The following is a 20419-nucleotide window of genomic DNA, read 5'->3' as shown; positions in this document are numbered from 1 at the left end:
AATATTATGGGGGAGAAAAGAATGAAGAAGCTGGCTATAATGTTAATAGGATTGATTTTATTTGCAGTCCCATTTTTTCCGAGCGTTAAATCCGCCCAAAAACCAGATTATGCAACTTTGACTCTTGTGGAGCTAGGGTTAAAGGATTCGATAGTTTTTGGAAAGTATGAAATAAAATTCGCTGATGTCAGCCCTGATTGGACACAGGCGTTTATTGAGATCTATGAGGATGGTGTGAAGAAAGCCAACGCAGTGCTCTCAGCTGGTGGTGAATATCTCTATCCAAGCGATACTAATCCTTTGATTAGAGTTAGCCTCGAGTACCTAATGTCCTATAAAAAGACGGTTTATATTGAAGTGGGCTCACCTTTAGATAATAAGGTTGAGTCCGAGAAGCGGCTCGAGGAAGGAGCGACCTACACGCCTACATACCTCAACGGGAAGGTCTCCATAAAGCTTGTGGATGTTACCGATACGAGTGCCACATTTAAGGTAACAGTTAACGGAATAAGCTATACAAAAACTATTGATGAGAACGATGGTCAAGGATTTAGTTATAGAATTAACAGCGACATTTCTTATTATCCATTTGTTTTCATTAAGGTAACTAATGCTGTAAAAAACGATTACGCAGAATTTGATATGTATATCCCCAAATATCCCACAACAACTGCATCAATAAAAAGGGCATCCTCACAAACTCAAGAGGAAGAGACTCCAACTGCGAGCCCCGAAATTGTGGTGTACAATGACATAATGTATAAGGATGAGATATTGACTGTGAGCTACAACTCAACCACATACAAGCTTAGGCTCAACTCCGTTGGATTGTATTCAAGCTTCTCCCTCTTCAAAGGCAATACACCTTTAGAGACATTCCAAGTGAAAGCTGGGAAAAGTTACGAGAGCAAGAAGGCTCCCATTGAGGTTGAGGTTCCTAGGGATTCCTACGACACCGACTACAACAGGCTAACTGTTAAGGTGTGGGCTCCCAAAGAGGCTGAAGCTCAGCCAATCCGCAGAGAGGCCAAGCTTAAGCTCCTGCTTGATACGAGCTCTAAAGAGATAATGTTAGGAGATAAACTCCTTATAACCTTGAGGCTCGTCAACGAAGGGAAAGGAAAAGCTTTTGGATTAAAGCTAAACCCACCGAAGATAGAGGGGCTGAAGCAGGAGGTCTATCCAGAACAGATTAGTGTAAAAGAAGTAGATGCCTTCTCCGAGTATCCTCTCGTTACATATATCTTAACGCCATCACAAGTCGGCTTTTATCCAATTGACAAGTTTATATTGGAGTACTATGACGAGTTTGGGGGCCCGAATAATGTAACATCCGAGGAAATCGGACAGCTAAAAGTATATGCTCTCCCAGAGATTCAAATAGCTCCGATACAAGGCTACTTCAAAGTAAACCTTAGCAAGGAAGAGCAAATAAGTGTTGCTTTTAACATCTCAGCTAAAGGCGAAAACAGAGAGTTCATGTTCATTAGAAATGCCACACTCAAACTGGAGCTCCCTGAAGGCTTGGAGGGCCCAAATGAGATTTACATAGGGGACTTGAGGGCTGGAGAATCAATGCCAAAGAAAGCTGTCGTGAATGTCTTAAGCGAGGGAATATTTACAGTCTCTGCTGTCCTTGAGTACTACGATCCATTGGGCAACAAACATCAGGAAGAGTTCCCCAACTTAGTCCTCATAAACTCAATCCCACCACAAATTGTTGAGAAGCCTGTTAAAGTTTATCCAGAGCCGGATGAGCTTCCATCCTACATAAAAGACACTCTCTCAAGCTTGGACAATGAAGAGAGACTTGCCCTTGCAGAGGAAATTAAGAATATCACTCAAGAGTACATACCCCCAGAGCCAGCAAAGACCAACTGGTGGGCCGTGTTCGCAATAATCTTCCTCATAACTACAATTGGATTTGGAGTGGCTTACTACAACTACAAAGCTAAGTACGAGGAAGTAAGCAGAAAGCTTGAGAAGAGAAAGAGGAGAAAGGGCGGTCTGCCAAAGAAGGCTGAGGAAATTCAAAAGACCTCTCCAAAGAGCGAAGATGTTACCAACCTCTGACTTTTCTTAAACTTTTTAAGCTCTTTTTTCTTCCGCTATTTTTGGTGAGAGTCATGTTCAAATATAAGCAGATCATGGTCATTAGGAAGGACTTAAAGCTGAGCAAAGGCAAGTTGGCTGTTCAGGTAGCCCATGGGGCGGTTACAGCGGCTTTTAGAGCGTCTAAAGAGAAGCCCCAGTGGTTCAACGCTTGGTTCAATGAAGGACAAAAGAAAGCTGTTGTAAAAGTTGAGAGTGAGCGCGAGCTCTTTGAGTTGATGGAAAAAGCCAAAGCCTTGGGATTACCTTATGCTCTAATTAGAGATGCAGGCTTAACGGAAATTCCTCCCGGTACTGTAACTTGTTTGGCAGTAGGCCCAGCTCCCGAAGAACTCGTGGATAAAGTTACAGGGCATCTTAAGCTCTTGTAGGTGATTTTATGGACTATAAAGAATTTTTTGCTCAATTTAAACATTTAAGCAAAACCCCTGGCATTGGAGGGCGCATAAAGTCCAAGCCCGAGGACTTTATAGTCGAGGAGGTTATTTCGAAGAGCGTCTTTAAAAAGCAGAACTGCCTGATTTACAGGCTCACAAAGAAGAATTGGGACACTATGGCTGCTGTTAAGGAGATATCCAAGCGCATTGGGATTCACTACAAGGACATAGGCTTCGCTGGAACCAAGGACAGGCACGGGGTGACGAGCCAGTACATAAGCGTATGTGGTGGTAATTTGAAAGAGCTCAAGGAAAAAGTGGATAGCCTTCAAATTCAGGATATAGAGCTCGAGTTTGTAGGATATGGAAAGAAGCTTAAGCTTGGCTCCCTTTGGGGGAACAAGTTTACGATCATCGTGAGAGAGTTAAATGTTCCTATTGAAGAGGCTTTAGAGAGAACGAGGGCGGTTATCAAAGAGATTAAGGCTAAAGGTGGATTTCCTAACTACTTCGGCTATCAGAGGTTTGGAGAGAGGAGGGTTATTAACCACGAAGTGGGCCGCCTTTTGCTGGAGGGGAAGTTTGAAGATGCAGCCATGAAGTTTTTGGGCGAATACAGCGGTGATATGCTTGGGGATGATGCGAGAAAGGAGTTTTTAGAGAGCGGCGATGTTGATAAAGCCTTAGAGAGCTTTCCGAAGTTTCTACGCTATGAGAGGGCAATGCTTTACAGGTATAGAGAGACAAAAAGCTGGAAGAAGGCTTTTGCTACTCTCCCAAGGCCAATTGTGCGCCTGTTTATCCATTCATATCAGTCCTACCTCTTTAACAAAGCCCTATCGAGGCGCATTGAAGAAGGTTTACCCCTTAAAGAGGCTTTAGTTGGAGATGTGGTATGTCAGGTGAAGTACGGCATTCCCTTAAGGACGCGCACTTATAGGGTCACTAAGGGGACTCTCGATTTTGTGAATGAGAAGATAAGGAAGGGCGAGGCTATGGTTACGGGCCCGCTCTTTGGCTTCCAAACGCGCTTAGCTGATGGCGAAATGGGAAAAATTGAGAAGGAGATTTTGGAGGAGGAAGGTCTTACATTAGAGATGTTCAAAATGAAAGCTCTAAAAATTCTTTCTGAGCCTGGGGGGAGGAGGGAACTCCTAATAAAGCCGAAGGAATTCAAATACCGCGCCATAAAAGATGAAGAAGCAATGGCTTTCAAGTTCTTCCTGCCGAGGGGCGTTTACGCCACCAGCGTGCTCAGGGAAATAATGAAAGACTACTGAGGGCGGAGTATTATTAGGGGCTCAAAGCCTATCTCGAGCGTTCCTTTTTTGCTTTTCACTCTTTTGCCGCTCAGCAGGTCTTTTCCTTTCACCTCGAGCTTTATGTTCCCAACCTTTCCTTCCAAGTTGAAGATTCCCACAGCGTTGCTGCACTCTACGACAGCTACGCCCTCCTTTGCTAAATAGACCCTCTGCTTATCGCACTCTAAACGCTTCTTAACCGTTATTAACTGCTTTATGAATTTGCTGAATCTTTCATCGCCGCTCTCCCAGTCAACTGGGTCTCTCTCAAAGAGGCTCGGCTGTTTTTCTATCGCGTATTCCTGCCCGGCATAGATTAGCATAGCGCCTTTGAGCATGAATGTAAAGGCTGTCCAGTTCTTTAAGCGGAGTTCGTCTTTGAACAGTGAAGCCGCTCTTGGGATGTCGTGGTTCTCCAAAAAGCGGAGCTTTACATATTCAGCGGGATAGAGCGTATCTTGAATGTATAGGTAGTCTATGTAGTGGCTTAGGGACTTCTCTCCCCTTAGATACGCTTCGAGCCTTTCCCTACCGTCGTAATCATAGGTTATCTCAAAAGCTTGATGCATCTCTGGGTCGGAATGACACTTAAAGCCCCTGTCCCTGAGCCACTTCACAAAAGAGGGATGTACGGTCTCAGCGAGCCAGACTACATTTTTCTTAACCTTTGCTACCTCTTCCTTAGCCCTCTTCCAAAATTCGAGGGGTACTAATGGAGCTACATCGCACCTAAAGCCGTCCACATAGCGCGCCCAAAACTTTAGGGTCTCGATTTGGTACTCCCACAGCTCCTTCTTTGAGTAATCCAAGTCATAAATATCGCTCCACTCGGGCACTTTTCTTGAAGGCCTGCCCTTCTCGTGCAAAAACCACTCCGGATGTTCCTTTAGTAGGATGGAATCCCTTGAGGTGTGGTTGTATACGATGTCAATCATTACTTTGAGCCCCATGGAGTGGGCTTTATCAACGAATGCTTTGAAGTCATCAAAGCTTCCGAGCTCTGGGTTTATTGAGCGGTAGTCTTTAATCGCATAAGGGGAGCCGTAAGTCCCTTTTCTCCCTTCTTCACCTATTGGATAGATGGGCATTAGCCAGATATAGTCCACTCCTAAGTTTTTAATCCTCTCCAAATCATTACTTAGTGCCTTTAGCGTTCCTTCTTCCGTATGGTTCCGGGGAAAGACCTCATAAATGACGGTTTTCCTGAGCCCGGTTGGGTCCATGTATATCACCGTTAGTGAATATGACTTTGGATTTATAACCTCTTCTCCAACTCTTCTGAAAATACACTCCGCAAGCTTCCACTCTCCAAAAAGCCTTTTGAACTCATCGAAGAGCTTAAGGAGCTCATTAAGCCTCTCTTCATTGGGATAGTGCTCAGCAAGATAAGCGGCCTTTCTAAAGAGCCTCGCTACTTCACTCCCGCTTTCGTCGTTGTCCAGCTCATATTCAAGCTCCTTTAATGTAACATCCAGTCCAAACTCGGGATTTTTAAGGAAGAACTCGTCTACAACAGCCTGTGGGCTGAGTTCCGCCAAAGGGTTTAAAGTCTCGATGTAAAAACCATCTTCGAAGCGCCTTTAAAGTCGCGTGAACATGCTTGCAGTCTTCCCCTAATGGGCATGTACACCTTCCTTCTCTCTGTTCCAAATCTATTCTTACGTAGTAAGGATACGTCCCCAAAACTTTTGAGAACAGTATATTTTTGTACTTGAGCACCCACAGAACCCTGCCCTCCTTGTAATACTTCTCTCCCCTGACCTTTGCCTTCTTCACAGTTATCACCACATATTTGAGTAAAATTCAAATCTTTTTAAGTTTTATCCATTCACTGAGCGAAACGTATAAATCTCTTAAAAGAGAAAGACTATTGGAGGGATGGATATGGATGTGTTTGAGCTTGCAAGGAGATACCACGAGGAGTTAGGAATTAAAGAACCGGGTTTTGCAACCCTGTCAGCAGAAATATTCGGTGAACTTGGCTTAGATATCGTGGCTCATCTAAAAGAAACAGGTTACACACTCAAAGCTACACGATTTGTCGATTATGAAAAGAGCCTAATTTTAGAGGTTATAAAAGAAGATAAAGCTTTTGAGATCCTGCTAAGGAAACTTTAAGTTCATTAAGCTCTTTTTTTGTTTGAGTGTCCCTAAGAGGTAATGGCAAACTTTTTATTTGTTAATCAGGTCTATACCTTTTGGTGGGTGAATGTTTAAAGTCAGAAGGTTCATAGCCATCTCCAGCGACCTTTTTGTAGTTAAAAACCTAATTGGCTCACTGTTGCAGGGTATAGGTGTGGCCTATTTAATCCCAGCTCTAATAGCTTGGGCATACCCAAATGAGATTAATTACATCTTCTATTTTATCATCCCCGGTGTCTTAAGCATTTTAACAGGTGCTTGGCTTGGAAGGCACTCTAATCAAATAGAAGACATAAACTTAAGGCAGGCCATGATTTCTTCTGCATTCGTTTGGCTTATAGCTTCGCTTATAAGTGTCGTTCCGTTCATGGCGATAGCTAAAATGCCCTTTGTGGACTCTTGGTTTGAGGGAATGTCCGCTTGGACTGGTACTGGCTTAACCATGATGAGCAATCTTGAGAGCTATCCTCATATCCTGCTCTTTTGGAGAGCGTGGATGCAGTGGTTGGGGGGAATTGGTATAGTCTTGGTTGCATTAACGATCTTAATACACCCCGGTGTTGCAGCTGCTCGTCTTTATAGGGCTGAAGCAAGGAGCGAGAGGATCCTTCCCAACTTGGTCAACACTTCAAAGATTATCTTTGAGATCTACTTCGTGTTAACACTCCTTGGTGTTTATCTCTACTACATAAATGGAATGGGCCTCTTCGATGCTACCATACACTCAATGACGGGCCTTGGAACCGGTGGTATGAGCTCCCATGACTTAAGCATTGGATACTTCAACAGCTTGAGCATAGAAGCAATCACCATATTTTTGATGATAATGGGTGCTGTTAACTTTACGGTTCATTACAAGCTATTTAAGGAGCGCTCATTAAAGCCCTTCTTTGAGGATATTCAAGTAAGGTATATGTTCATGTTCCTCTTCATTGCAATATCCCTAATAGCATACACCCTATTTGGAGTGACCCGGTCAATTGGAGCTTCTTTTAGGCAGGCTATATTCCATGCTGTTTCAGCTGTAACGTGCACCGGGTTTGGAATAGCCGATTTGAGTAAGTATCCCGAGCTCGCCAAGTTCCTGATAGCCTTTTTAATGGCTATTGGTGGTGGAGCAGGTAGTACCGCCGGAGGAATAAAGCTTATTAGAATCACACTTATGTATGAGAGTTTAAAATGGACCATACAAGAGTCCATTCTCCCCAAAGGAGCAATTATAAAGAGAAAAGTCGGGGGCTACCTCTTCTCTGAAGCAGAAATCCAGGAAGTTTTAGGTTTCACAATGACTTACATTGCTCTCCTAATATTTGGGACAGTTGCACTCATGCTTAGGCTCAACGTGGGCTTGGCGGATGCGTTTTTTGAAGTTGCATCAGCTCAAGGAAACGTGGGTTTAAGCGTTGGCATAACCTCCCCTCTCTTGCCTATCGATGCTAAAATACTTTTAATACTCCACATGTGGATTGGAAGGCTTGAGATATTCTCCACACTGGTGTTTTTAGTCAGCATTGCAATGACATTTGCCTCAATATTTTCGAGGGATTAATCTTTTTATATGGGATGGATGAATAAAGGTTAGGTGTTAAAAGATGAGAGTAGGAGTAAGTATCTACCCACCATTTGTTAACAGGGACAAAACTTTAGCTTCAGTGCTGGCTGATATTAAGATAAAGGACTATGACTTCGTTGAGATATTTCCTCACAGTTTGGGCTTAATAAAGAATGGGGAAGTTGTTGAGAACAAGCTTAGAAATATAGAGACCACTCTGAAAGGAGTTGGCATAGAATACACTGTTAGAATGCCTATGTCCGTGAACTTGAGGGATCACATCTACTATTCGAGGCATTTTAAAGTTGCGAAGGCCATTGTGGATGTTGCAATAAAACTAGGCGCAAAAATAATCGTAATGCAGAGTGGAAAGACAGGAAGGCTCGACTTAGAGATAGAGGCTCTCCAAGAGCTTGCAAATATTGCTGGAAAGTTTGGAATTAAGCTAGCATTGGAGAACACTTTCAGCGTAAAGGATACGCTCTACGTTGTTGAAAATGTCAATAAAGACAATGTTGGCTTTGCTTTGGATGTGGGGCATGCTTTTCTAAGCGCTCAAGGGGACGATGATAAGTTTTTAGAGGACGTGAAAATAGGAGTTGACAAGACGATTCTCCTGCTGATCCACGACAACTTTGGAAAGCTTAGTCCTCAGGTTGAGCCTGTAGATGCATTGGCTTATGGTGTTGGCGATCTTCATTTGCTTCCAGGGGATGGCAAAGTACCCTTTGGAAAGCTCTTGAAGCTCTTTGGCGACGTTCCAATGCTCCTTAAAGTGAAAGACCCTGAGAAGTTCGCAAAGCTCCCGAACAAGCAGCTCCTCATCGAAACCTTAAGAAATCTCTGAGGGCTAAAGCTTCAGTCTTTCTTTTATCACTTTTAGGAGCTCGCCAAAAGCGATTCCTATAGCTTCTTTCTTCCTTGTAGCATGGAGTACATCTTCCGTAAAGCTGTTTCTGACTATTTCAACAGCTTCTTCTATGGTTATTGCCTTTTCCAGCCAGGCATAGGCGATTATGGCTTCAGCTATATCTCCTTTGCCGTGCTTATCCGTTCTGGGAGGTATGTACTTGTGGAGCTTTGCCCTGTCCATTGCCACAGTTAGGGAAGCGTTTGGGACTCTCCCTCCGCTGGGTTTGTCTAAATAGTCGCTTAGGGCTAAGGAGTAAATAAAGTTGGCCAAAGAATCTCCAAGCTTTGATAGGTTTTTATCTGTGAAGTCTTTTGAGTACCTCATAGCAACAACTCCAAGATTGTAGAATACATTAAAATTCATAAAAAATAGAGATCATTCCTTAACAGTTGCTTCCCACTTATCTAAGACCTTCTTGGTGGTATCGAAAATATCTTGAGCGGCTTTTTCTAAAGCCTCTTCAGGTGTCACTTTTCCGTCGGTTTTAACCCTAAACTTTGGTTTTCTCGCCATTAGGATTGGGTGCTCTATGGTGTAAGCGGCGAAGATGACGTGTTTGTTCTTGTGAAGTGTTTCAACGAGCAGATTAGCGAATGTGTGATCCTCACCCTCCAAGTAAAACTCTAACAAGTTTTCTTCCTTCTTTATGATCTCAATTTTCATCTTCTTCACCCTCCAGACTTTTAATGAGCTCTTCTAAAGCTTGCTCCTTATTCTTGATGAGTTCGTATTTAAACTTATCCTCTTTAAACTCGGCTAAACCAAGCTCAACCAACTTATCCAAAACTTCCTCGGCGTCTAGATTGTATGCAACAGCCACAGGAATCGCGACTTCTCTTATCTGCCTTGTAGTTTGGAGTGCAATTTGCGATAGAGCATCGCCGAGCTTTCTTGATAGCTGAACAATGTCCTCCCATGGGAGTGAGGTTTTAAGCTTTTCTCCATCGAAGCTCACTTTCTCACCTATAAGCTCGAGAGCTTTTAAGAGGATTGGGGCTGCCACCGTGATTTGAGAGCCCCTAAAAATATCTTCCAAAGTGTATTCGTAGAGGCCTTTTTTACCTGTATAGAGCCTTGCATGAACTCTCTTTTGGATGTCCCTGATCTTGTGCATGGCCTCCCTAATTTCATCTTTCGTCCCTTGAATATTTATTTTGAGTGAGTTTAGCTTTCCGTGGACGTAGATAAAAGCAGGTAAGTTTAGCCTTTGAATCTCCTTCATCAGTTCCTCTTTCTCAATATCGTCCTTAACATGAATAACTATTACTTTTTTTCCGGCTTTCATTTGCTACACCTTTATTTTCCTGTAGAATGTAGAGATCTTTCTTGTCTCAACACTTCCGCATCTTGGACATATCAGCTGGTTTCCTTTTCTGACCAGTGGACTCCTGCACTTGATGCACAGGGCGAATACCACCCCCAAGCTGGGCTCTCTTGTAGTTAACTGTATTGGGCTTTTTTCAGCGCTTATGACTTTTGCTCTTACGATGTCGCCTATCCTAAACTCATTACTCATATCCTCAACGTAGCCGTTTCTAACTTGAGATACATGAATTCCAGCGAGCTTTGATGTTGCTAAATCTCTATAATCTTCCCTACCTTCTATCCTCAGGATTTGGACTATAGCTGCTTGGGGCTTTACCTCTATAACTTTGACCAGCAAAACATCTCCAACTTTTGGAACTGGAGGTGTATCGGTGGCAGGTTCGATGCTTATTTCCATTTTCTCTAAGTTTATCCTAATATTTCCAGGTCTTATAGCGTAAAGCTCACCATTTTCTTCAATAACTCCCTCACCAGGCAGAAATTCTTCTATGACTCCGAGATAATCGCCGGGTAGAACAAACTCTCCTTCTTTTACGCGTTTTTTTTCTTCCACTACCTCCACCTCAGAAATGGTTTATGGATTTCACTTTTAAATTTATTTATGTTTAAGCATTATTTTTAAAACTCTTTAGGAATACCTTAGGGTGGTGAGCGAAGTGGAAGAGCAAATAAGATTAGCCGTTGAACTCATTAGAAAAGGGTGGGATGAAAGGAAGATTCGAGCGAGACTTCCAAAGGAGAACGCTGATGAGATAATTGAGATAGCGAGAGCTAGGATTAGGGCGAAGGACAAGTTTTCACGTGATGATCTTTGGATGGATTTAAACGGCTTACGATACGCTACTCATGAGGTTGTGGCTGATTATAGAGCTAAGCGGCTAAAACCAAAGAGCATAGCCGATGTGAGCTGCGGCATTGGAATTCAACTAATTTTCTATGCTAAATACGCTGAAGAGGCCTACGCAATAGATATAGATGAAAGAAAACTCTTCTACGCCATGAAAAACGCCGAGAAGTATGGAGTTAAGGATAGGATAACATTCATCCGCGGAGACAGCTTAAGTGAAGAGGTTGTTAATCAAGTGGATGCGGATATAATTTTTTCTGACCCTGCCCGTCCTCCGGAGATGCCTGAACGTCGCTTAGAGGATCTCTTGCCGAGCCCACTTGCTGTTTATGACGCTTACAAGCATAAGACTGATTCCTTCATCTTTGACCTGCCTCCTCAAATAAGGCGCGAGAGAATTCCTTGGAAGGGTGAGTTTGAGTATATCGACTTATACGGCAAGCTCAACCGTTTGACTTTCTACTTTGAGCCATTGGCAAAAGCAGAGAGAAGTGCTGTGCTACTCCCAAAGGGTGTGCGCCTAGAGAGTGACTCAAGCTTAGAAAATATCGTTGAGTGGAGCGAAAAACCAAAGCGCTATTTATACGAGGTTCCACAGAGCATAGACTACGCTGACATTATAAACGAGCTTTTCCACAAAGTTGATGGGAGTTTGGAGATGCTCATGCGCGAGAAGAGGAGGGTTTTGGCAACGAGCGATGAGGAGATTAGGAGCGAGTACTTCAAGAGATGTTATGTGGTTGTGGGGGTTATACCTTTCCATCCTCTGCGCATAAACGATTTCCTCAAGAAAGAAGGGTTTGGAAAGGTCACGCTTAGGATGAGCATACCCGATAGAGAATACTGGAGCTTTAAGCGCCGCGTTGAAAACGGCTTGATGGGTGAAAAGAGAGCTTACGTCTTCCAATTTAAGGATAGAGCAATAGTGGCCGAAGGGTTTTAATATTTCTTCTTCCTAATTCTTTCGGTGGTGCATGTGATTCTTAGGGGCAAAGTTGTGGGAAGCGAGCTTCCCCGATTTAAGCACCGATGGTTTGGTATTCTTGAAGTGGATATTAAGGGTGAGATTTACAAGCTCTACATGAGCGGCGTTGCCCAGTGGTTCGTTACGGGTGATGAAGTGGAGATATACCCTAAAACCGAACCAAAAGAAAAGAATGGTGAAAAAGTCTTTGACTTTGATGATTATGAGCTTTACAAGTTCTACGATGGGGAGAAGATAAAGGTATGGCCCCTATGGGAGACAGAGTACGAAGCAAAGCGCTTCTCACCCCTCACCGGCGAGCTGCTCTACACGTATAAGATTAAAGCGAGGGAGGCAACCTATGAAAGCGACTTTGAGGCTATAGCTGAGCTTGAACAGTACCACTATGCATCTCAAAAGGAAAAGGTGGCTTTGTGGCGCTGTGAAAGCTGTGGACATATTTTTGAGGCCAACACAAAGCAGAGCTGTCCAAAGTGTGGAAGTGAAACCCACATCCTTGAAATTAAAGGCTCTACTCCGGCTTCTCGATTCCTAATCTTGGAGCTTGAAAATAGGGAGGAGTATGAGCCGAGGGTTTTGGCTTATGTTAGAGTCGACCCGCCAATTCCGCTGATGCATAGGAGATTGCCTAATGGAGAAATCGAAAAGAACATACGTGAGAGAGTCTTCCCTGAGGATTGGTTTCATCCAGCTTTTTGGCCTGAACGCATTATGAGGGAGTTCTATGATGGGCTTAAGCAAAAGCACTCTAAGAAAGTTGCGAGGAGTTTATTGTGGGAGAAAGCTAAGTGGCAGGCTTTGAGGGAAAGCGACACCGCTGGGGCGAGAATTGCAAGAGTGGTCGTCCATCCTGACTACAGGAGCGATGGATTGGGTCAATTAAGTGTTAAATCTGCTTTGGAGTGGATTAAAGAGAGAAGAATTCCAGAAATGAGAAAAAGGAAGCACCTCGTAGAAACCATAGCCCAAATGGCTCGTTACAACCCATTTTTTGAAAAAGTTGGATTTAAGTTCCTCTGGGAGACTGCAAGCGGAAGGCCAGTGCTCTGCTATCCTCTAACAAAAGAGGCTCAAGAGTACATTGAGAGATTTTTGAGGGAAGATCCACACGCTCCTAAGGACGGCCGTCTGTGGAGGCCGAGCTATGGAAAGGTTGAGCCTTTAAACGGCCCGATAGTTTTCAAAAACGTTAGCAAGGTCTTTGAGAGTGAGCTAAATATTAATGGCCTCCCCGAGGAAATAAAGTCCCTTTTAGAGGCCTTTGGGGTTAGACACAGGATAATCCAGAGGCAGGTTTTGAGGGGCCTAAACTTTGAGATTAAACCTAAGGAGCTTGTAGTAGTTGTTGGGGCTAGTGGGGCTGGTAAAACCACTTTACTCAGGCTTATATTGGGGGCAGCGAGAGGATATTGGGAAGAAAAGTATAGGCCTACAAATGGGGAGATCGAAGTTCCAGAAAATGCCAAAGTGTCGGTTTTAATACCTTCGGAGTTTGAGCCGGACTTTGGAAGCGAGAGCATTTTGGAGAACGTCTACAGGAAGCTTGGGGACTTAAACGCCTCCGTGGAAATCTTAAACCGCTCTGGACTGAGCGACGCTGTTTTGTATAGGGCAAAGTTTAGTGAGCTTTCGACTGGCCAGAAGGAGAGAGCTAAAATAGCATCACTTTTAGCGGAGAAGCCCAATTTGTTGTTGATGGATGAGTTTGCCGCGCATCTTGACACGCTAACGGCAATGCGCGTTGCCAAGAAAGTGGGGGAAATAATAAGAGATGCGGGCATAACGGCTTTAATAATAACCCACAGACCAGAGGTAGTTAAGGCTTTAGACCCTGATAAAGTGCTCTTTGTGGGCTATGGGACGGCAAAAATAGAGGAGAAAGCTCAGCCGACCAAAAAGTCGGCCAAGTAGTTCATATACTCGTGGTCAAGGCCGCTTTCATAGAGCCCAACTTTCATTCCTGTTTCTGTTCTTCCCTGTCCGGCTATTACTATCACTATCTGTCCCTCTGCCCAAACATTCCTCTTTATGAATATGCTCTGCTCTCCCTTTATTACTCTCTCCTGCTCTTCCTCACTCAACACCTGCTTTACGTAGTCACCAACGCCGTCATAGGCCTTTGGTCCGCCTAAAATGAATATTAACCTCGAGCCTTTGTAGCTTTCGAACTCTCCTGCAGTGACTCTCTTAGCTATTGCACCCATTGATTCGAGTCTATTCTGTAACTCTTTGCCCTTTATGTTCCAATCGATGTCATTTGAGAGTATTGTGGCCTGCACTATTGGAGCGAATGTTTGAACTGGGTGGAACTGTGATGCCCACTCTACTAAATCTCCTAGGATATCAAACTCCTCTTTGCCTCCAGCTTCAATGTTGAATGAGATGTATACACTTCTTATGCCGTCGCCCCTTGCTTTTTCGTCTTTAGTTATTATAGAAAGCATGTAGTCACTTGAGAGTGCGCTTATATCAACCAAATCTCTGTTTATGGCTTTTAGGAGCCTCACTTTTTCGAGTGTCCCTTGATTTAGATTCAGCGTTATCTCATCTGTGGCAACAGTTAGTATTACCTTATCGTCTTCTACTTTCATTTTTTGAACTGCGTCTATTAACGGGAAGTCTAATGCGTAGAGAGCCTTTAAGTATGCTGAGCCTCCAAATTTAGCGTCTTGCAGAGCTGCCAGTTTTGATAAGCTCTTTTTCGTGTCTTCTTTTAGTGTTCTAATTTTGGGCTTTGCAAAGCTTAAACTCGTCTCTGGGAGTATGTACTGCCATCCAAATTCACTGTATGTCTCATTAGACGAATAGTCGAGTGAAGAGTGGCTTTTTATGATGTTTAAATTCCTCACGGTGAGCTTCCCTTTTGAGGTTAAAAATGATTGTACTGTGGGTATTTCAGTGATACCTCCTTTTCCTGTCTCTAATGCTTTAGACTTCATCTCCTCAAGAACAGGCAGCATGTAAAGTCCCAGAGCAAATGCTAGCCCTTCACTGGGGTTTTCAAGAGTTCCAATGTGGTTCGGCCCTAAAAACTCTAACGTGCCGTTTATATTTGCCACTCCATCGTAGAGCGTCCCATGGGTAACTATTAAACCCCCGTTGTTTTCTCTTAAGTAGTCAATCAGCTTTTTAATGTCTCCCTGAGAAATAGCCCACTCCTTCATCCACAGGTTTGATAAAATAACCACTTTTGGCTTGAACTCCTCCAATGCACTCCCAAACTCTTCTGGACTCACTATGACTATGTTATACCTTTCTCCTAAAAACTCCCAGTGATGCTCTGGGAAAAGGTCTTGATATTCTTTTACTGGCTTTAGATCTTTTATTATATCCTCAAAATCGCTCAGATCATAAGGATATCCCTTTTTAGTTGCGTTTACCATGGTTTCTATGTTCTCTAAGTTGTTCAATAGGAGCCTCGTCTTTACGCTGGGGTCGACTATTAAGACTTTAACCCCCTCCGGGTTTGAGACGAAATAAACACCTGTTTGGCTCTCAACTACATGGCCTTCCACATCTTCTACGACCACTTTAAACTCCACTTTTGAACCTGGGCTTTGTGGGGGTATTTCTATCTTTCCAAAGAAAGTCCGTAAAGTTATGTTTGTGGTTGTAAAGCGTCCAAAAAGAGAGTCATAAACCTTTCTATTCTCACTCACAGGGGCTTGGTTTGGATATCTGAAAATCCATTCGCCATTGTTCACCCTGTAATATGCTTTTACATCGGCTATATCTAGGTCTTCGACAATATAAAAGTACACTGTAAAGCTTTCATTGGGGGCGATAGAGAGGTATTTGGGATATGGTGTTCCCAAGAGGACTATCGGAGGCTGTGGATTCTCTATAAATACCGCTCCCGCAGCTAATCTCACACTCAATAACGAAAATAATAAGAGCACTGATAAAATTAGGCCTATTTTCTTCATACCGTTCACCTGATATTACTTTACGCTTAGGATATATTTAAGCCCTTTCAACTGTGCCCGCTTAACAAGGGAAAAAATTAAAGGCAAAACTTTGGTAGACTTTTTAAATACTCACCCATAGAAAAACCTATATCTCAACTGCCACAACTAAGGCAAGGAGAGGTGGTATTATGCAGAAAACATACAATCCAAAGGATATTGAGCCCAAGTGGCAAAAGTTCTGGTTGAATGAGAAGATATATAAGTATGAGCTCGATGAGAAGAGGCCCGCTTACGCTATAGACACTCCACCCCCGTTCACTTCTGGAACCCTTCACTTAGGCCACGTTTTGAGCCACACTTGGATTGACATCATAGCGAGATACAAGAGAATGAGGGGTTATAACGTTCTCTTTCCTCAAGGTTTTGACAATCATGGACTTCCAACGGAGCTTAAAGTAGAGAAAGAATTCGGTATAAGCAAGGACGAGCCAGAGAAGTTTCTCAAGAAATGTATAGAGTGGACTTGGGAAGCTATTGAAGCAATGAGGAATCAGTTCATTCAAATAGGTTATTCCGCTGATTGGGACTTGGAGTACCACACAATGGATGAGGAGTACAAGGCTTTAGTTCAAAAGTCCCTTTTGGAGTTCTACAAGAAGGGAATGCTATATCAAGATAAGCACCCCGTCTATTGGTGCCCAAGGTGTAGAACCTCACTAGCGAAGGCCGAAGTCGGCTACGTCGAAGAGGATGGCTACCTCTACTACATAAAGCTCCCCATAGCTGGTGAAGATGACTATATCCCAATAGCCACTACGAGACCAGAACTAATGCCTGCTTGTGTAGCTGTTTTCGTTCACCCTGATGATGAGCGCTACAAGGATAAGGTGGGTAAGAAAGTAAATCTCCCAATATTCGAACGTGAAGTTCCAATAATAGCGGATAAAGATGTTGATCCAAGCTTTGGAACTGGTGCCGTCTATAACTGTACTTACGGTGATGAGCAGGACGTAGTTTGGCAAAAGCGCTATAAGCTGCCCGTAATAATTACCATAAACGAGGACGGAACTCTTAATGAGAATGCGGGTAAATATAAAGGCCTGACATCCGAAGAAGCTAGAGATGCTATAGCAAAGGACTTGGAAGAACTGGGCTTGCTCTATCAAAAGAAGAAAGTTCACCACCGCGTGTTGAGGCACACAGAGAGGAGCTCATGTAAAGCCCCAATTGAACTATTGCCAAAGAAGCAGTGGTTTATCAAAGTAAAAGACTTTACTGAAGACATCGTAAAGGTAGCGGAGCAAATAAACTGGTATCCAGAGGACATGTTCCTCAGGCTCAAAGATTGGGCCGAATCAATGGACTGGGACTGGGTCATCAGCAGGCAGAGGGTATTTGGAACTCCAATTCCATTCTGGGTGTGTAAGGAGTGCGGCCACATAGTGCCCGCTAAAGAGGAAGATTTACCCGTTGACCCAAGATTTGACAAGCCGCCCGTTGAGAGATGTCCAAAGTGTGGCGGTGAGCTTGAAGGAGCTAAGGATGTCCTCGACTGCTGGGTTGACTCCTCAATTAGTCCTCTCGCTATCACAAAGTGGAAGAGGGACGAGGAGTGGTTTAAGATTAACTTCCCAACCGCACTCAGGCCGCAAGGACACGAGATCATAAGAACATGGGCATTCTACACCATATTCAGGAGCTACGTCCTCACTGGGCAAAAGCCATGGCACGATATAATGATAAATGGTATGGTAGCTGGCCCAGATGGAAGGAAGATGAGCAAAAGCTTAGGAAACGTCATAACTCCAGAAGAAGTTATTCCAAAGTATGGAGCCGATGCGGTAAGGATTTGGACTGCTTTGGCTCCTCCTGGAGAGGATCACCCATTCAAGTGGGAGACAGTTGACTACAATTATAGATTCCTCCAAAAGCTTTGGAACGTCTTTAGGTTTGCCGAGCGCCATATCAAAGACTTTGACTATGAAAAGCACAAGGAGATTGAGCTTGAGCCGCTCGATAGATGGATACTCTCCCGCCTGCACAGGCTAATCAAGTTCGCTACCGAGGAAATGGATAGCTACCGCTTCAACCTCTTCACGAGGGAGCTAATGACGTTCATATGGCACGAGGTTGCTGATGATTACATAGAGATGATCAAGTACCGCCTGTACGGAGATGACGAAGAGAGCAAGCTCAAAGCTAAGGTGGCGCTGCATGAGCTGTTATACAACATACTCCTCCTGTTGGCGCCATTAGCACCACACATCACGGAGGAGCTTTATCAAGAGGTCTTCAAGCACAAGGTTGGAGCTAAAAGTATACACCTCCTCGAGTGGCCCGCTTATAGGGAGGAGCGTGTTGACGAGGAAGCGGAGAGGCTTGGTGAATTTGCAAGCGAAGTCATCGGTGCAATGCGCCGCTACAAGAACTCTCACGGCCTCTCACTAAATGCTAAGCTCAAGCACGTTGCCATATACACTTTGGACTCCTATGAAGTGCTGAAACAAATTGAGAAAGATATAGCAGGAACAATGAACATAGAAAAATTAGAGGTCATCAAAGGTGAGCCAGATCTTGAGGAGCGCATACTTGAGATAAAGCCCAACTTCAAGCTCGTTGGACCGAAGTACGGAAAGCTGGTTCCAAAGATAAGCGCCTACCTCAAGGAGAACGCTGAGAGTGTTGCAAAAGCCCTCAAGGAAAGCGGAAAAGTTGAGTTTGAGGTTGAAGGAGGAAAAGTCGAGCTCGGCAAGGAAGAGATCGTCATAAGAAAAGCAGTCTTCAGTGAGGGTGAAGAAGTAAAAACAGCCGTCGTTGGCGATGCTGTGATTCTCTTCTTCTCTTAGGGGAGTGCTTTTTATTTCCCCTCCATCACATTCTACTGCCTCTTCACAAAACTTTATAAGATTATTACACTCAAGTCCACATGAAGAGAGATGAAGGTGTTTGAAATGAGCGAGCCCCTAAATGAAGAAAAAATTAATGCTAATGAGGAGGCTCTTCAGACTTATGGGGAGAGTCTAGATTTGGGGGTTGATTTAAAAACCACAGAAGATGTTGAAATCCCAGACAAGTTGATAGATCAAGTTATTGGGCAAGATCATGCTGTCGAGGTCATTAAAACTGCTGCAAAACAAAAGAGGCACGTCCTTTTAATAGGTGAACCCGGAACAGGTAAGTCTATGTTGGGTCAAGCGATGGCCGAACTTTTGCCTACGGAGGAGCTAGAGGACATTTTGGTGTTTCCAAATCCAGAAGACGAAAACATGCCAAAGATCAAGACAGTTCCAGCGTGCCAGGGAAAGAGGATTGTTGAGAAATACCGGCAGAAGGCAAAGGAACAGGAGAACATAAAGTCCTATCTCTTGCTCTTTGTGCTCTTTGTAATAGTAATTGCAGTAATAATGGAACCAGGACCGCAGACACTCCTCTTTGGTTTGTTCGTGCTGATAGTTTCACTAATGGCAATCTCAAACCTGAGGCTTAAAAACCAAGCTTTAGTTCCAAAGCTTTTGGTTGACAACTGTGGAAAAAGAAAGGCCCCCTTCGTTGATGCTACAGGTGCTCACGCTGGTGCCCTGCTTGGAGATGTTAGACACGACCCATTCCAAAGCGGTGGTCTTGGAACACCTGCACATGAGAGAGTAGAGCCCGGAATGATTCATAGGGCTAACAAAGGAGTGCTCTTTATAGATGAGATAGCTACACTTAACATAAAAATGCAGCAGAGCTTGCTCACGGCTATGCAGGAAAAGAAAATGTCAATTACCGGACAAAGCGAGCTTTCAAGTGGTGCCATGGTAAGGACGGAACCCGTGCCATGTGACTTCATCTTAATTGCTGCAGGTAACTTGGACACCGTTGATAAAATGCACCCCGCTTTAAGATCGAGGATTAGAGGTTATGGTTACGAGATTTACATGAGAACAACTATGCCTGACACATTAGAAAACAGGAAAAAGTTAGTCCAATTCGTGGCTCAAGAAGTCAAGAAGGACGGAAAGATACCCCACTTTACCAAAGAAGCTGTTGAGGAAATAGTAAGGGAGGCTCAAAAGAGAGCTGGAAGAAAAGGCCATTTAACGCTTCGCTTAAGGGATTTAGGTGGTGTTATCAGAGCAGCAGGAGACATTGCCATTAGAGAAGGTGCTAAGCATGTTACGAGAGAGCATGTATTAAAGGCTTTAAAAATGGCTAAGCCTCTAGAAAAACAGCTTGCAGATTGGTACATTGAAAACAAGAAGGAATACCAGGTTATCAAGAGTGAAGGCGGTGAGATTGGAAGGGTTAACGGCCTTGCAGTAATAGGTGAGCAGAGCGGTATCGTCTTGCCAATTGAAGCCGTTGTTGCACCAGCAGCGAGCAGAGAAGAGGGTAAAATTATAGTTACAGGTAAGCTCGGTGAGATAGCTAAAGAGGCAGTTCAAAACGTCTCGGCGATAATAAAGCGCTACAAAGGGGAAGACATAAGCAACTACGATATACACGTGCAGTTCCTTCAAACCTATGAGGGCGTAGAAGGTGACTCTGCAAGCATAAGCGTAGCTACAGCTGTGATCTCTGCCTTGGAGGAAATTCCAATAAAGCAGAGCGTTGCAATGACAGGTTCGTTGAGTGTTAGGGGCGAAGTTTTGCCAATTGGAGGCACAACACCAAAGATAGAAGCGGCAATAGAGGCGGGCATAAAGCAAGTGATCATTCCAAAGAGCAATGAGAAGGATGTCTTCCTAAGCCCAGACAAAGCTGAAAAAATAGAAATAATCCCCGTCGAGACTATAGATCAAGTGTTGGAGATAGCACTTGACGACAATGGAAAGAAAGGAGACCTCATAAAGAGGGTTAGAGAGGCCCTACCCTTAAGGAGTGCTTAACTGCTTTTTGCATTTTGTTTTTGTTATGCTTCCCTTTTGTTGGTTTTGATACCTATTGTGAAAACTTTTTCATGGATTAAAACAA

17 protein-coding genes are annotated in these 20419 nt (G+C 43.8%); 10 read left to right on the top strand and 7 right to left on the bottom strand.

From position 1 onward, the window contains the following. The first annotated feature begins 21 nt into the window (after positions 1 to 21). From PAP_RS08925 to truD, 3 genes are read left to right on the top strand one after another with little or no spacing between them, the layout of a single operon-like run. Positions 22 to 2073: a COG1361 family protein gene (locus tag PAP_RS08925; RefSeq protein WP_048165676.1), complete on the top strand. Its 2052-nt coding sequence runs from the start codon at positions 22 to 24 to the stop codon at positions 2071 to 2073. 53 nt (positions 2074 to 2126) lie between these two features. Next, a complete protein-coding gene (gene pth2, locus PAP_RS08920; protein WP_048165675.1) occupies positions 2127 to 2483 on the top strand; it encodes a peptidyl-tRNA hydrolase Pth2 in 357 nt (118 codons plus the stop codon). 8 nt (positions 2484 to 2491) lie between these two features. Continuing rightward, entirely contained in the window at positions 2492 to 3769 is a 1278-nt protein-coding gene (gene truD / locus PAP_RS08915; protein ID WP_048165674.1) for a tRNA pseudouridine(13) synthase TruD, read from the top strand. On the opposite strand, the gene PAP_RS08910 is transcribed toward truD, so the two are convergent. Beyond that, positions 3763 to 5328: an alpha-amylase family glycosyl hydrolase gene (locus PAP_RS08910; protein WP_236626987.1), complete on the bottom strand. Its 1566-nt coding sequence runs from the start codon at positions 5326 to 5328 to the stop codon at positions 3763 to 3765. The genes truD and PAP_RS08910 overlap by 7 nt on opposite strands. After that, complete coding sequence (locus tag PAP_RS10365; RefSeq protein ID WP_201769532.1) at positions 5282 to 5566, bottom strand: SWIM zinc finger family protein; 285 nt, start codon at positions 5564 to 5566, stop codon at positions 5282 to 5284. Before PAP_RS10365 ends, PAP_RS08910 begins: the two co-directional genes overlap by 47 nt. Before the next feature lie 108 nt (positions 5567 to 5674). Between PAP_RS10365 and PAP_RS08905 the strand changes: the two genes are divergently transcribed. From PAP_RS08905 to PAP_RS08895, 3 genes are all read left to right on the top strand, one after another. Then, entirely contained in the window at positions 5675 to 5908 is a 234-nt protein-coding gene (locus tag PAP_RS08905) for a hypothetical protein (RefSeq protein WP_048165673.1), read from the top strand. 91 nt (positions 5909 to 5999) lie between these two features. Further along, the gene (locus PAP_RS08900; protein WP_048165672.1) at positions 6000 to 7481 is read left to right on the top strand and encodes a TrkH family potassium uptake protein; all 1482 of its coding nucleotides are present in this window, start codon (positions 6000 to 6002) and stop codon (positions 7479 to 7481) included. A 43-nt stretch (positions 7482 to 7524) separates the two neighbouring features. Beyond that, complete coding sequence (locus PAP_RS08895; protein ID WP_048165671.1) at positions 7525 to 8331, top strand: sugar phosphate isomerase/epimerase family protein; 807 nt, start codon at positions 7525 to 7527, stop codon at positions 8329 to 8331. Positions 8332 to 8334: 3 nt separating this feature from the next. On the opposite strand, the gene PAP_RS08890 is transcribed toward PAP_RS08895, so the two are convergent. The 4 genes from PAP_RS08890 to PAP_RS08875 are packed head-to-tail and all read right to left on the bottom strand — an operon-like array spanning position 8335 to position 10276. Further along, complete coding sequence (locus PAP_RS08890) at positions 8335 to 8721, bottom strand: ribonuclease III family protein (RefSeq protein WP_048166016.1); 387 nt, start codon at positions 8719 to 8721, stop codon at positions 8335 to 8337. A gap of 51 nt (positions 8722 to 8772) precedes the next feature. Next, the gene (locus tag PAP_RS08885; RefSeq protein ID WP_048165670.1) at positions 8773 to 9060 is read right to left on the bottom strand and encodes a DNA-directed RNA polymerase subunit L; all 288 of its coding nucleotides are present in this window, start codon (positions 9058 to 9060) and stop codon (positions 8773 to 8775) included. After that, complete coding sequence (locus PAP_RS08880) at positions 9050 to 9682, bottom strand: DUF2067 family protein (RefSeq protein ID WP_048165669.1); 633 nt, start codon at positions 9680 to 9682, stop codon at positions 9050 to 9052. Before PAP_RS08880 ends, PAP_RS08885 begins: the two co-directional genes overlap by 11 nt. A 3-nt stretch (positions 9683 to 9685) precedes the next feature. Further along, positions 9686 to 10276, bottom strand: coding sequence for an exosome complex RNA-binding protein Csl4 (locus tag PAP_RS08875; RefSeq protein WP_048165668.1), 591 nt, complete (start codon positions 10274 to 10276; stop codon positions 9686 to 9688). Between the two features lie 103 nt (positions 10277 to 10379). Between PAP_RS08875 and PAP_RS08870 the strand changes: the two genes are divergently transcribed. Both PAP_RS08870 and PAP_RS08865 read left to right on the top strand, forming a co-directional pair. Next, on the top strand, positions 10380 to 11513 hold the full coding sequence (locus tag PAP_RS08870) for a 50S ribosomal protein L11 methyltransferase (protein WP_084177555.1): 1134 nt from the start codon (positions 10380 to 10382) through the stop codon (positions 11511 to 11513). 33 nt (positions 11514 to 11546) lie between these two features. Beyond that, on the top strand, positions 11547 to 13466 hold the full coding sequence (locus PAP_RS08865) for a GNAT family N-acetyltransferase (RefSeq protein WP_048165666.1): 1920 nt from the start codon (positions 11547 to 11549) through the stop codon (positions 13464 to 13466). On the opposite strand, the gene PAP_RS08860 is transcribed toward PAP_RS08865, so the two are convergent. Next, positions 13439 to 15481 (bottom strand): hypothetical protein, encoded by a 2043-nt coding sequence (locus PAP_RS08860; RefSeq protein ID WP_048165665.1) that lies wholly within the window; start codon positions 15479 to 15481, stop codon positions 13439 to 13441. The two genes, PAP_RS08865 and PAP_RS08860, sit on opposite strands and share 28 nt — an antisense overlap. A 170-nt stretch (positions 15482 to 15651) precedes the next feature. Between PAP_RS08860 and PAP_RS08855 the strand changes: the two genes are divergently transcribed. Beyond that, a complete protein-coding gene (locus tag PAP_RS08855; protein WP_394296781.1) occupies positions 15652 to 18309 on the top strand; it encodes a valine--tRNA ligase in 2658 nt (885 codons plus the stop codon). Between the two features lie 105 nt (positions 18310 to 18414). After that, positions 18415 to 20334, top strand: a complete 1920-nt coding sequence (lonB, locus tag PAP_RS08850; RefSeq protein ID WP_048165663.1) for an ATP-dependent protease LonB — start codon at positions 18415 to 18417, stop codon at positions 20332 to 20334. Positions 20335 to 20419 lie beyond the last annotated feature (85 nt).

This window comes from Palaeococcus pacificus DY20341, from assembly GCF_000725425.1.
In the GTDB taxonomy this organism is placed as follows: domain Archaea; phylum Methanobacteriota_B; class Thermococci; order Thermococcales; family Thermococcaceae; genus Palaeococcus; species Palaeococcus pacificus.
Note: the sequence above shows the minus strand (reverse complement) of the source record. Positions and strands in the feature narration are given on the sequence as shown.